This is a genomic window from Pseudactinotalea sp. Z1748, from assembly GCF_049725185.1.
Classification (GTDB): domain Bacteria; phylum Actinomycetota; class Actinomycetes; order Actinomycetales; family Beutenbergiaceae; genus CALKWS01.
Genome location: NZ_JBMPQB010000002.1, coordinates 184,290 through 197,079, shown reverse-complemented (window position 1 = coordinate 197,079; position 12,790 = coordinate 184,290). Strand labels below are relative to the sequence as shown.

At 71.4% G+C, this 12,790-nt stretch carries 11 protein-coding genes; 4 read left to right on the top strand and 7 right to left on the bottom strand.

Annotation, left to right across the window (positions count from 1 at the left end; all coding sequences use genetic code 11):
- Nucleotides 1-363 precede the first annotated feature (363 nt).
- Nucleotides 364-1,059 (bottom strand): demethylmenaquinone methyltransferase, encoded by a 696-nt coding sequence (locus tag ACO0LU_RS05170; protein ID WP_424790359.1) that lies wholly within the window; start codon nt 1,057-1,059, stop codon nt 364-366.
- A gap of 99 nt (nt 1,060-1,158) precedes the next feature.
- Between ACO0LU_RS05170 and ACO0LU_RS05165 the strand changes: the two genes are divergently transcribed.
- Nucleotides 1,159-2,502: an isochorismate synthase gene (locus ACO0LU_RS05165; protein WP_424790358.1), complete on the top strand. Its 1,344-nt coding sequence runs from the start codon at nt 1,159-1,161 to the stop codon at nt 2,500-2,502.
- A 142-nt stretch (nt 2,503-2,644) separates the two neighbouring features.
- Here the strand turns inward: ACO0LU_RS05165 and ACO0LU_RS05160 are convergent, their stop codons facing one another.
- The 4 genes from ACO0LU_RS05160 to ACO0LU_RS05145 form a co-directional block, all read right to left on the bottom strand.
- Nucleotides 2,645-3,550, bottom strand: coding sequence for an endonuclease domain-containing protein (locus ACO0LU_RS05160; RefSeq protein ID WP_424790357.1), 906 nt, complete (start codon nt 3,548-3,550; stop codon nt 2,645-2,647).
- Between the two features lie 352 nt (nt 3,551-3,902).
- Nucleotides 3,903-5,294 carry a UTP--glucose-1-phosphate uridylyltransferase gene (locus ACO0LU_RS05155; RefSeq protein ID WP_424790356.1) on the bottom strand — a complete coding sequence of 464 codons (1,392 nt, stop codon included), beginning with the start codon at nt 5,292-5,294 and terminating at the stop codon, nt 3,903-3,905.
- 59 nt (nt 5,295-5,353) lie between these two features.
- Nucleotides 5,354-7,072 carry a 2-succinyl-5-enolpyruvyl-6-hydroxy-3-cyclohexene-1-carboxylic-acid synthase gene (gene menD / locus ACO0LU_RS05150; RefSeq protein ID WP_424790355.1) on the bottom strand — a complete coding sequence of 573 codons (1,719 nt, stop codon included), beginning with the start codon at nt 7,070-7,072 and terminating at the stop codon, nt 5,354-5,356.
- On the bottom strand, nt 7,027-7,986 hold the full coding sequence (locus ACO0LU_RS05145) for an o-succinylbenzoate synthase (protein ID WP_424790354.1): 960 nt from the start codon (nt 7,984-7,986) through the stop codon (nt 7,027-7,029). The genes menD and ACO0LU_RS05145 overlap by 46 nt, the downstream gene beginning before the upstream one ends.
- 152 nt (nt 7,987-8,138) lie before the next feature.
- On the opposite strand from ACO0LU_RS05145, the gene ACO0LU_RS05140 reads away from it, so the two are divergent.
- Nucleotides 8,139-9,101, top strand: a complete 963-nt coding sequence (locus ACO0LU_RS05140) for a 1,4-dihydroxy-2-naphthoyl-CoA synthase (protein ID WP_424790353.1) — start codon at nt 8,139-8,141, stop codon at nt 9,099-9,101.
- Between the two features lie 16 nt (nt 9,102-9,117).
- Here the strand turns inward: ACO0LU_RS05140 and ACO0LU_RS05135 are convergent, their stop codons facing one another.
- On the bottom strand, nt 9,118-9,330 hold the full coding sequence (locus tag ACO0LU_RS05135; protein WP_424790352.1) for a hypothetical protein: 213 nt from the start codon (nt 9,328-9,330) through the stop codon (nt 9,118-9,120).
- 137 nt (nt 9,331-9,467) lie between these two features.
- The gene (locus tag ACO0LU_RS05130) at nt 9,468-10,529 is read right to left on the bottom strand and encodes a DUF3048 domain-containing protein (RefSeq protein ID WP_424790351.1); all 1,062 of its coding nucleotides are present in this window, start codon (nt 10,527-10,529) and stop codon (nt 9,468-9,470) included.
- A gap of 33 nt (nt 10,530-10,562) precedes the next feature.
- On the opposite strand from ACO0LU_RS05130, the gene menE reads away from it, so the two are divergent.
- Both menE and ACO0LU_RS05120 read left to right on the top strand, forming a co-directional pair.
- Nucleotides 10,563-11,708 carry an o-succinylbenzoate--CoA ligase gene (gene menE / locus ACO0LU_RS05125; protein WP_424790350.1) on the top strand — a complete coding sequence of 382 codons (1,146 nt, stop codon included), beginning with the start codon at nt 10,563-10,565 and terminating at the stop codon, nt 11,706-11,708.
- A gap of 164 nt (nt 11,709-11,872) precedes the next feature.
- Nucleotides 11,873-12,745 carry a 1,4-dihydroxy-2-naphthoate polyprenyltransferase gene (locus ACO0LU_RS05120; protein WP_424790349.1) on the top strand — a complete coding sequence of 291 codons (873 nt, stop codon included), beginning with the start codon at nt 11,873-11,875 and terminating at the stop codon, nt 12,743-12,745.
- Nucleotides 12,746-12,790: the final 45 nt, after the last annotated feature.

Genomic DNA, 12,790 nt, shown 5'->3' with positions numbered 1-12,790 from the left:
TCGATTCCGGGACTCTTCCTCGTCCTTGTCCAAACTAGTGCCGCGCGTTCGCGGATCGCTCCCACAGGTAGGCTACCCCGCCCCGGGCGGTCGGTAATCGCAAGCCTGCCCTGCGCCGGAATGCGGTGCAAATCCGCTAATTTCTATGACGGGAGGCTTGCTTAATTCATGGTGCTTGTCGCCATTTGGACGAGGCGGTCTCAACCGTCACCGGCAAGCGGTTATGCGCCATCCCGACCCCCACCGAGGCCCGCCGGACGCCGCGCGCCCGCCCACCGACCGGGCCGGCGCCGTCGTCGGCCGGCCCCACCTGCCGACACCCCCTGTGACAGAGATCACCAGCCCCGTCCGGCATGCTCGGTGCTATACCGGCTTGGTCGCCCGGTGCAGGGCCACGATCCCACCGGACAGGTTGCGGTAGGCCACACTGCGCCACCCTGCCTGGTGCATCAGCACGGCCAGCGCGTCCTGGTCGGGCCAGTCCGCGATCGACTCCGAGAGGTACTCGTACGCCTCGCTGTTGGAGCCCACCACCTGCGCCATCCGGGGGAGCACCTGATCGCGGTAGAACCCGTAGAGGCCCCGCCAGGCCACATTCGGCGGGGTGGAGAACTCGCACACCACCAGCCGCCCCCCGGGCCGGGTCACGCGGGCCATCTCCCGCATGCCGGCCACCGGGTCCACGAGGTTGCGCAGCGCGAACGAGATCGTCACCGCATCGAAACTGGCATCAGCGAAGGGCAACCGGAGGGCGTCGGCCACCACGAACGCCAGATCCGGGCGGCGGGCCTTTCCTACGGCGACCATGCCGGGCGAGAAGTCGCAGGAGACCACGTCGATCCCGGCGTCGGCGTAGTCCTCGCTGGAGGTGCCGGTGCCGGCGGCCAGGTCGAGCACCCGCTGACCCGGTCCGGCGTCGACCGCCCGGAAGGTGGAGCGGCGCCACAAGCGGTCCATCCCCATCGACAACACGTCGTTGGTCAGGTCGTAGTTGCGTGCGACGCCGTCGAACATTCCTGCAACGTCGCGTGGGTCCTTGGCCAGGGATGCGCGTGACATGGGGACCATCCTCGCGCACTCCGGGCCGCGCGGGGAACGCCGGGAGGGCGATCTGCTCCGATGCGCTGAATCATGGCCGGGCACATTAAGGTGACCGGGATGTCCGCCTCCGTTCCGCAGCCCGCTTCCAAGGGTTCCCCATCGCTGTTGGTCCGCACCCGTGAACTCGACACCGGCGGTGAGACGCTGTCGGACGGGGATCTGATCGGGCTGTTGCCCCGACCCCGCGCCGACGCCGCGCACCTGTGGTTGCGGCGCGGTGCGGGTCTGGTGGGCTGGGGGCAGGTCGCCCGATTCACCTCCAGCGGGCCGGACCGGTTCGCCGACGCAATGGGTGCCTGGCGCGAGTTCACCGAGCACCTGGTGGTCCGTGATGAGGTGGACCTGCCCGGTAGCGGACCGGTGGCGTTCGGGGCGTTCACGTTCGCGCCCGCCACCAACGCCCCGAGCGTGCTGCTGGTTCCGGAGGTGGTGCTGGGTTCCCGGGACGGACGCACCTGGATCACCACGGTGAGCTCGGTGGACCCGGTGGATGAGCCATCCCTACCCCCGCTCGGCCCGGCTCCGACGCTGGCGCAATTGCGCGAGCAGGTCAGTCCGTTGCGACCGCACCGGGGGGTCCAGGTGCTGCCCGGCGCACTGGACCCCGATGAGTGGGTGGAACAGGTCGAGCGCGTGATCGCCCGGATCCGCGGTGGCGAGGTGGCCAAGGTGGTGATGGCTCGGGAGGAGCACGTCCAGGTCGCCGAGGAGTTGGACATCCGCCCGGTGCTGACACAACTGGCCCACGCCTATCCCACTACCTGGACTTTCGCCGTCGACGGTCTGATCGGGGCGACCCCGGAGTTGCTGGTCCGCCGCGAGCGTGGCCTGGTCTCGTCCCGGGTACTGGCCGGCACGATCCCGCGCACCGGGGATGATGAGGCGGATCTGACCCATGCGGCATCCCTGGCCCGCTCCTCCAAAGACCTGGAGGAGCACGAGTTCGCGGTGCGGTCGCTGATGGATTCCCTGCGCCCGGTGGCTGCCTCCACCAATGCCCAGGACGCGCCGTTCGTCCTGCATCTTCCGAACGTGATGCACCTGGCCACCGACGTCACTGCGGTCCTGGCCACCGAGCACGCCGACCTGAGTTCCCTCGATCTCGCCGCGCGCCTGCACCCCACAGCCGCGGTGTGCGGCACCCCGACGCCCCAAGCCGCCGAGATGATCGCCGAGCACGAGCAGATGGACCGGGGTCGCTATGCCGGCCCGGTCGGATGGATCGGCGCCGACGGCGACGGCGAGTGGGGGATCGCGCTGCGGTGTGCGCAGGTGGAGCCGTCCGGGCGAGAGTTGCGGTTGTTTGCCGGCTGCGGCATCGTCGCGGCGTCCGACCCGGTGGCGGAACTGGGCGAGGCGGAGGCGAAACTGGCCCCGATGCGCGCAGCGCTGCGGATCTGACCCGCGCGGTTCGCCCCCGTCCCCACGCGCCCGCCCCCCTCACCCCAGCCCCACGCGCCCTAACCGTCCAATTGGACTGTTCCGGCGGGGCTACGACCTCTGACCTCGCTGAAGCGCACCAATTGGATGGTTTCGGCGGTGTTCAGGCGACGGCGGCCAGCCCGAAAGGCACCTGCCAGTGTGCCTGGAGCGCGAAGGGCGCGCCGCCGCACGCTTTCCACGCCTCGTGGACCCGATGGATCGTCTCGGGTTGCTGCCGGAACACATCCCGCGAAATCAGGGTCAGGATTGTCCAACCCTGACTCTGAAACCATTCCCGCCGGCGGATGTCGGACTCCCACTGGTCGAGATCGGTGCGGTGGTGCTGCCCGTCGTACTCCACGGCCAGTCGGATGTCCGGCCAGCACAGGTCGGGACGGTAGGTGCCTGCACTGTGCCTGAGTGCCAGATTGATCATCGGCTCCGGAAAGCCGGCCCAGATCAGGAGCAACCGCACTCTGGTCTCCATCGGGGACTCCACCCCGGAACGCACCAGGGCTGCAGCACGGCGGGCCCGCCCCAAGCCCGGACCGGTTGCCGGCACCAAGACTGACGGCGCAACACGTTCGATCCTGACCATGGCATCGCCTGCGATCACCAGGTCCACCAGTTGCAGGTTCTGGGCGAGTTCGGTGAACAGTTGGGCACCCCAGGAACATGGGACACCGTCGACGACGCGTCCGCGCGCTTGCGTCCGGAGGTGGCTGTGCAAGCCCGGGCGACGGCGCCGATGCGACTCCTTGAGGACCGTCACATGGACATCGGCGTCGATCGGCACCGGGATCCGCTGCAACGCGGCTGCCGTGGTGTGCGAGGCGACCGCTCCGGATGGGTGCAGCAGGAGCGCGGCGCGGGCGCGAGTCTGCAGGTCCACGTTTGCCTCTGCGCCGACATACACACCCCGGAACAGCCTCCGGTAGTGGCGCGGGTTCTTCAGACTCGCAGGCGTGACCCCTGCCGCCAGGGCCTGGCGGACCGTGAACGGACGTGTCCGGTCGAGGCTGACCATGACACGACCCTGGCAGATCGCGGACGCGCGACCCCGGACTTATCCACAGCCGCTACCGCTCCGCTCACCAGGTGCCAGGTCGGCACCAGCGACCTGCCACCGCCCGCCTTCCCGCTCGACCAATTCGCCCGAGGGGTTCAATTGGTTGGTTCGGGCGGGGCCCAACCGGCCGATTGCGCCCGAATCATCCAATTGGATGGTTGCGGCGGGGCCGGCGCGTGAGCGGCGGGGCCGGCGCGTGAGCGGCGGGGCGGGCGCGTGAGCGGCGGGGCCGGCGCGTGAGCGGCGGGGCGGGCGCGTGAGCGGCGGGGCCGGCGCGTGAGCGGCGGGGCGGGCGCGTGAGCAGCGGCCGTCAGTCTGCGGTGGCGTCCAGGGCCACGTCGTCGTACACCGTGCCGGAGGGGATGGTGCGTGGCTCGGCATCACCGCGCAGGTGCACCCGCCCGCGCACGGTCACGTCCGGTTCGAACGTCCAGTCCCCGGTCACGGTCAGGGCCTCGGCACCCACCAGGGAGGGCGCATCAGGAATGCGCGCATCGAAGTCGGCGATCTTCTTGTAGTACTCCTCGTCGAGATTCACCAGCGGGGTCTCGGCACGGTCGGTGAGGACGAAGTCCTCGCCCAACTCGTAGGTGTCGGAGCGGAGCACGAGCAGATCGTTGGTGGTCTTGACCGGACGGAACCGGCTGCGCTCGACCTCGATGGCCCGGGCGCCCTCGAACACCTGCACCGCGGCACCCATCGCCGTCTCGATCTGGTACACCTGCGGCGAGGTCTTGTCCGTGGGGTCAACTGTCTTGAGGTTGCGGATCAGCGGGAGACCGAGCACCCCCTGGCGCTCGGTCAGCGTGCGCTGCAGCACCCGCAGGTCGAACCAGAGGTTGTTGGTGTGGAAGTAGGCGTGCTTGCCGATGTCCATCGCCTCGGCCATGTCCTCCGCACGCGTCTGCGCCGTCTCGCGCAGCACCAACCGGTCGTCACTGCGCCGGCGCACCAGGTAACCACCCTTGACGTCGGCCGGCGTGCGCCGGCACACCTCGGCGGCGTACGGGGCCCCGGAAGCGGCGAACCAGCCCGCGATGCGGCCATCAGGGGCAGAGCCGAGGTTGTCGGAGTTGGAGATGGCCGCGTACCGGAACCCGGCAGCGAGCAAGCGTTCGAGTGTTCCGGAGACCTCCAGGGCGGTGTACAGGTCTCCGTGCCCGGGCGGGCACCACTCCAGAGCAGGATCAGCCGGCCAACTCACCGGGGACAGGTCCTCCACCAGCAGTTTCGGCTCCTGGTTCTGCAGGAAGTCCAGGCCCAGATCCCCTACCTCCAGGTCCGGGTAGGCCGCGAGCGCCGCGAGGGTATCGGCCCGGGTGCGGAAGGAGTTCATGAACAACAGCGGCAGCGGCACGTCGTAGCGCTTCCGGGCGTGGCGAACCTGGCCCACGATCACGTCCAGAAAGCTCATACTCGGACGCACCGGCAGCAGCGACTTGGCCCGGTCCATGCCCATCGAGGTACCGAGCCCGCCGTTCAACTTGATCATCGCCGTGTGCGCGAGCGCGTCGCGGGCCGGTTCGGCGGCGACCTCGACCGAATCGATCCGGGGCACGTCGGTCAGGGGTGTGATGTCAGCCTCGGCGATCATGCCGGTCGAACCGGAGGCCAGTTCGCCGTAGTAGTGCGTGAAGACATCGATTGCGCGATCGTGCACGCCGGCGTCGCGCATCTTCTGCTGGGCATCCTCGAGACTCATGGATCCAACGGTACTGGTCGAGGACGAAGCGGCATTCCGCGCCCACCGGCCCGGTGACCTCAACCGTCGCCGGCACCCACCACGTGGTCCCGGATCCGGGCCTGCAGGTCCAGGGCCCGCTCGCGTGCCGCGGCACCATCGAGCCTGACCTCCACCACCGAGCGCCCACGCACCGGCTCGGCCAGCACCGCCGCCAGTTCCCCGGCATCCTCCACGCTGCGATACGCGGCGCCGAACCCGCGGGCGAGGGCCTCGATATCCAGTCCCTGCGGGGTGCCGAACACCCTGGGATAGATCTCGGCGAGCTCGGGACGCCCGTGCTCGAGGGTGGCGAAGATCGATCCCCCGTCGTCGTTGAGCACGATCACCTGCAGGTTCACCTCCCGTTCCAGCCGGCCCCGGGCCAAGCCGCCCACATCGTGCTGGAAGCTCAGGTCACCGATCAACGCGCGCACCGGTTCACCGGTGGCCACCGCCACGCCCGTCGCGGTGGAGACCGTGCCGTCGATCCCGCTCAGCCCACGGTTGGCGAGCACCGGAACGCCGGTGAATCCAGCGCCCACGCCGGCGGCCAGGTCAGCATCGCGCACCGACATCGAGGACCCCAGCACCACGGTGCCGGCCGTGCCGCGCGGACCGAGCAGAGCCCTCGCCACCTGCGGGCCGCCGAGGCGCTCGGCGGCCAGGCTCTCCAGCACCTGGTGCGCCTGTTCGGAGGCGCGGCGCCACCGGTCCAGCCAGGCGACCTCGCTGGCCCCGGGCTCAGCAAGCACCGTCACCGCTCGGGTGACCAGCGCGGCCGAGCCGGCCACATCCACCCAGTCCGGCCCGGGGGCGGCCACCACGACCTCCACCTCCCTGCGTGCCAGCAGGGCACTGACCTGCCGGCTCAGCGTGGGCCGTCCCAGCACCACCACCCGCTGGACCTCATCGCCCAGGACCTCAGCGAGCACAGCGGGTGCGGTCACGGCCTGCGCCGCGGACCGGGCCCCCGAGGTGGGTTCGGCCAGCACCGGCCAACCCCCGGCCTGCGCCAGTTCCACCGCCGCCGCGCCCGCGCCGTCCCCGGCCACGATGACGGTGCGGGGCCCGCGGGGCAGCAGGGCGGGCATCACCTCGGTGCCGTCACCGGTGGAGACCACCTGATCCACCGGCCGGTCATCCGGCTCCCACACTGCGGCCGGAACGAGCGGGTCGCGGAACGCCACGTTCAGGTGGACCGGGCCGGGGTGGGCGCTGCGTGAGCCGCGCGCGGCGGTGACCGCACGCAGCACCGCGACGTTCACGCCCACGACCGCCGAGGTCGCGGTGTCCGCCGCCGGGATCTCCCCCTGCCAGCGCACCGCCGCGGCGAAGATGCCCACCTGGTTCGTGGTCTGGTTCGCTCCCACGCCGCGCAACTCATGCGGCCGGTCGGCGCTGAGGACCACCAGCGGCAACCCTGCGTGGGAGGCCTCCAATACCGCCGGGTGCAGGTTCGCCACCGCCGTGCCGGACGTGGTCACAACAGCGACGGGACGGTGCCGGGCGATGCCCACGGCCACGAAGGCGGCACTGCGCTCATCGACGCAGACGGTCATGTTCAACCAGCCGGCCGCCTCCGCACTGTGCAGGGCATACGCCAGCGGGGCGCTGCGCGAACCCGGCGCCAGGACCACCTCATCCACCCCGGCCGCGACCAGGGCGCGTACGATCTCCCGGGCGGTCAGCGCCGCTGGATGGTCGGGTAGGTTCACTCCGGTGCCGATTCGTCCATGGCCGCCATTCTCCCCTGCCACCGGCGCCTTGTCGGCTCATCGGCGCCGCAACGTGCCAGACGGTCCGGATCCGGATCCACCCGGCCCACGGGCAGCACCCCGTCAGTGGGGATCAGCGGCTGGGCCGCCACATCCTCGGTGAACAGGTTCACCGTGCCCAGACCGCAGGCGTAGGGCAGGTCCGGCAGGGCGGCCGCGAGCGCCAGCCCGGCCGCGATTCCGACCGAGGTCTCCAATGCCGAGGAGACCACCACCGGCAGGCCCACGTCCTCCGCGATGCGCAGCGCCGCGGTCACGCCGCCGAGGGGCTGCACCTTGAGCACCACCACATCGGCGGCGCCGGCCCGGGCCACCTGCATCGGGTCCGCGGCCCGGCGGATCGACTCATCGGCCGCCACCGGGACGTTGCTGCGTCGACGCACCGTGGCCAGGTCGGGCACGGTGGCGCAGGGCTGCTCAACGTACTCCAGCCCCCCGGCGGCCCGATCCAGCAGTCGTAGCCGGTCCAGTGCGGTGGGCACGTCCCAGGCGCCGTTGGCGTCGATGCGGATCCGCCCGGTGGGGCCCAGCGCGTCGCGGACCGCCTCCAGCCGGGCCTGCTCGGCGACCACCTCCTGGCCGGGCTCGGCCACCTTCACCTTCGCGGTGCGGCACCCCCCGCCCTCGCGCACGATCTGAGCGGCGCGTTCGGGGCCGACCGCAGGCACGGTCACGTTGATCGGGATCCGGTGCCGCCGTGGCTCCGGCCACGGGTCGTCGGCACTGGCGCGGGCGGCGCGCCACCAGGTTCGGGCCTCGTCGTCGTCGTAATCCCAGAACGGGGAGAACTCCGCCCACCCCGCCTCGCCGCGCAGCAGCACGCCGTCGCGAACAGTCAGGCCGCGGAAACGGGTTCGCAGGCCCACGGAGTAGGTGAAGGATGACGGCGTAGGCACCTGGCCAGGATAGGCCCGCCGCGCGGACCGCTCCCCCGAGCCCGCTCGCCGGGCAGGCATCGGCAGGGCCCGATCAGACGTACGCCGGTGCTGACGGTCATGGGGGGCGCGCACCGCCGCAGGATGGCGCGGGGCGCCGTAGGGTGGACGGCGTGAACGATCAGCCCAGTGCCAGTGCCGAACTGCCCCGCCAGGTCTCCCAGACCTTCGACCCCGCCCGCTGGCGCGAGGTGCCGGGGATGGACTTCACCGACATCACCTACCACCGGGGCGTGGACCGCAGCGGCGAGCACACCGCGGACCTGCCCGTGGTGCGCATCGCGTTCGACCGGCCGGAAGTGCGCAACGCCTTCCGCCCGCACACCGTCGATGAGCTCTACCGCGCCCTGGACCACGCCCGGATGAGCCCGGACGTGGCCGCCGTGCTCCTGACCGGGAACGGACCCAGCCCCTCCGACGGCGGCTGGGCGTTCTGCTCCGGCGGGGACCAGCGCATCCGAGGCCGGGACGGCTACCGCTACGCCGACGGCGCGGGCGCGGAGACCGTGGATCCGGCCCGGGCCGGCCGGCTGCACATCCTGGAGGTGCAGCGACTGATGCGCACCATGCCCAAGGTGATCATCGCCGTCGTCCCGGGGTGGGCCGCCGGCGGCGGGCACAGCCTGCACGTGGTCTCGGACCTGACCATCGCCTCGACGGAGCACGCCAAGTTCATGCAGACCGATGCCAACGTCGGCTCCTTCGACGGCGGGTACGGTTCAGCACTGCTGGCCCGCCAGGTCGGGGACAAGCGGGCCCGGGAGATCTTCTTCCTGGCCCGGGAGTACTCCGCCGCGCAGGCCGAGTCCTGGGGAGCGATCAACGAGGCGGTCCCGCACGCCGAACTGGAGGACCGGGCACTGGAGTACGCCCGGATCATCGCCACCAAGTCCCCGCAGGCGATCCGGATGCTGAAGTTCGCCTTCAACCTCGCCGACGACGGCCTGGCCGGGCAACAGGTGTTCGCCGGGGAAGCGACGCGCTTGGCGTACATGACCGATGAGGCCGTGGAGGGACGCGATGCGTTCCTGCAGCGCCGCGAGCCGGACTGGTCCGCCTTCCCGTACTACTACTGAGTCCGCACCGACGGACTCATCCGCCGAAGAAGCCTGCCACCCTGGTGATCAGCGCGGTCAGTCCCATCCCGATCGCACTCACCACCACGACCACGATCAGCATGGCCACGGCGGCCGGCACCAGGTCGTACCGCAGCGAGTCGTGACCGGCCCGACCCAGGGTGGCCCGGCCGGGCGGGATGGGAATTCCATGCGCGGTGCTCTGCGGTGGTGGGGTAGGAGTGGTCACACCCCGATCGTGCGCCGCGCCAGCCTCCCGCCGCGTCCCCCGACGGGATCGAGCCGGGGTGCCCGGTTCCACCTCCGGGGGTGCGCCGGGTCAGACCCTGGTCGCAGTCCGGCGGGGTCGGAGCCGCAGCGGCACCGTCAGTTCAGGGAGACCGAGGAGCCCGAGACGGGCAGCAGTTCCACCCAGGTGTTACCCGCGGCGAGCAGCACCTCATCGCCATCCTCGGTGCGCAGTTGGACATGGGCGTCGTCGGCGTCCTTGCTCCAGGTGCCGCTGATGGTGTGCCCGCCGGTGGCGATGATCGCCTCGCCCGAACCGGTCACAACGGACTCGGGCACCGGCGAGCCGGAAGGGTCGGTGTAGGAGGTGGTGCGCACCTCCACCCGCAGCACCAGGACGTTCACCGCGGACAGCCTGCCCTCGTCGGTGGTCATCGCATCGGCCCCGGCCTCACTGCGAAGCCAGGCATCGGCATCGGTGGCCCAGGTCCAACTCGGTGAGGTGTTCGGGAAACTCAACTGCAGCGACCCGGTGGGCTCCCCCTCGGCCACGGCGGTGGCGAACTCGGGTTCAGGGGCATAGGAGAACGCTGCCTCCACGTCCTCGTCCCCCGAGCCCTGGGCGATGAAGTCGGCGGTGTTGCCGTAGACGTTGTGGGGGGCACGCCGGTCCGCGGACCTGTAGAAACCGGCCGCGCCGGCATCATTGGTGAGGATCTGCAGCGGGGAGGCGTGCGCGGCGTCGAGGAACGCGCGCTGGGCACCGGAGAAGATCAACTGCCCCCCGAACGGGGTGGCTAGCGGGATGTCCATCGGGCGCAGCGAGCGGATCGGGCCAATGGTCTCCGGCACCGTGGAGTGGTACACCGCCAGCAACCGGGTCTCCCCGCCCTCGATCATCTCCTCCCAGACGATGTCGGCGCTCTGCAGGCCCGTCTGCGGTCGCGCGGCCACCGAGTTCTCCACCTTCACCGACATCACGTCCCGGGCGGCGACCTCACCGGCGACCCCGGTCAGTGGCCAGGTCTCCTCGATGTGCGGGCCGGGGGCGTGTGTCTTGTCCACCGACTGTTCGGGTGTTTCGGTGACGACCTCGGGCTCGACCGGCTCCGGCTCGGTCCCGGCGCACCCGGCCAGGCCGACCGCTGCGGCGACGAGCACGACGACGGCGCGGCGGGGCGCCCGGAACCTCGACTTCACCCGGCCCACTCTAGGCGAACTACCCTTACCGTCATGACGAACCCGGGCACCGCGATGAGCCTGCTGGGCCGGCTGCGCGCCGCCCTGGCCGGCGCTGAGCCGGTGCGGTTGGACCTGAGGGGCACCGGATGCCCGGCGCCGGCTCCACCGGGCACCGCGGTGGTGGTCCGCACCTCGGGCAGCACCACCGGGACCGGGCGGGCGGTGGCCCTGGCAGCGGCCGCGCTGCGGCATTCGGCCACGGCCACCCACGAGCGACTGGGCGGCCCGGGTCAGTGGCTGCTGGCGGTGCCGAGTACGCACATCGCGGGCCTGCAGGTGCTGGTCCGCTCGATCCTGGCCGGGCACGATCCGGTGGTGCTGGCACCGGGTCACTTCGACCCCGAAGCGCTGGCGCGAGCGATCGGCTCGATGCGCTCTGGAGTACCGCGCTACCTGTCCCTGGTGCCCACCCAGTTGCATCGCGCCTTGTCGGCCGGGCCCCGGGTCAGAGCCGCGCTGGCCACCTGCAGCGCGATCCTGGTGGGCGGGGCCGCGCTGCCGCAGACCCTGCTTCGCGAGGCCACCGGCGCCGGGATCCGCGTGGTGCGCACCTACGGTATGACCGAGACCAGCGGTGGGTGCGTGTATGACGGAGTGCCCTTGGACGGGGTGCAGGTGCGGATCGAGCAGGGGCGGGTGCTGATCGCCGGGCCCGTCCTGGCCACCGGGTACCTGGGTGAGGGACCGGGACAGGACGATCCGTTCGTGCTCACCGACGGAGTGCGCTGGCTGCGCACCCCGGACGCCGGAACCCTCACCGAGGGCCGGTTGCGGATCCTGGGCCGTCTGGATGATGTGATCGTCACCGGCGGGGTGAATGTTCATCCGGGGCCCATCGAGCGGGTGCTGGCCACCTGGGCACGCGGTACCGAGGTGGCCGTGGTGGGGGTGGATGACCCTCAGTGGGGACAACTGGTGACCGCCGTGCTGCACGGCCCCGGCCCGCAGGCACCCGATCTGGCCGCGATCCGCTCGGTGGTGGCCGCCGAGCTCGGGGCCGGACCGCAGGTGCCGCGAGCGGCCGTGGCGCTGGATGAGGTCCCGCTGCGCGGACCGGGCAAGATGGACCGACGAGCGCTGGCCCGCGAGGCCGCCGCTGCCCTCGCCCGCGGCGCGGGGCGGCGCCACCCCGACTGAGGCGGCCGGCGCACCCGATCGGCGGGGGTATCCTCGATCGGTCCCGCTGCTCAGGAACGCCCGGCCGCACCCGATCCCGCCGATCGGATCGCTCGGAACGCACACTCCTGCGCCAGCCAGCCTCGCGGCGACGCGTCGCGCCGCGTCAGTCGGAACGGAGAACCATGGCCACACTCACAGCGTGGGTACACGGCGCCAGGGTGCGCACCCTGCCGGCAGCGATCGCCCCGGTGCTGATCGGGACCGGCGCCGCTGCCTGGGCCGGCGCGGCCTCGGCGCCGCGCGCGCTGCTCGCCACCGGCGTGGCCCTGGCCCTGCAGGTCGGGGTGAACTTCTCCAACGACTACTCCGACGGCGTCCGCGGAACCGACGACCAGCGGGTGGGACCGATGCGCCTGACCGCTACCGGTGCGGTGCCACCGGTCACGGTCAAACGGGCCGCATTCGCCTCCTTCGCGGTGGCCGCGGTCCTGGGCCTGGTGCTGAGCGCGCTGGCCGGAGCCTGGTGGTTGATCGGCGTGGGAGCCGTGGCCGTGCTCGCGGCCTGGTTCTACACCGGCGGGTCCTCCCCCTACGGTTATGCCGGGCTGGGCGAGGTGGCCGTGCTGGTGTTCTTCGGCCTGGTGGCCACGCTCGGCACCACCTACACCCAGGCCGGCACCATCAACGCCCCTGCTGTGCTGGGTGCATTCGCGGTGGGCCTGCTCAGTTGCGCAATCCTGATGGTGAACAACATCCGCGATATCGACACCGACGCCCCGGCCGGAAAACGCACCCTGGCGGTGCGCCTGGGCCAGGTGCGGGCACGGCGTGCCTACGCCGCGATGATGGCACTGGGTGTGCTCGCAGGCGTGATGGTGGCCCTCTGGGAGCCGTGGGCACTGCTGGTGGCCGTACTGGCAGGGCCGGCGGTGGTGCTGTCCCGCCGGGTGGTACGCGGTGCGCAGACAGGTGCGTTGATCGTCACGCTGCGCGACAGCGGCTTCGTGGTGCTCGGGATGGGTCTGCTCCTCGGCGGAGTGCTCACGCTGGCCTGAGGTGGTCTCGGTCACATCTGTGCGCTCATCACATCCGAGCCCGCT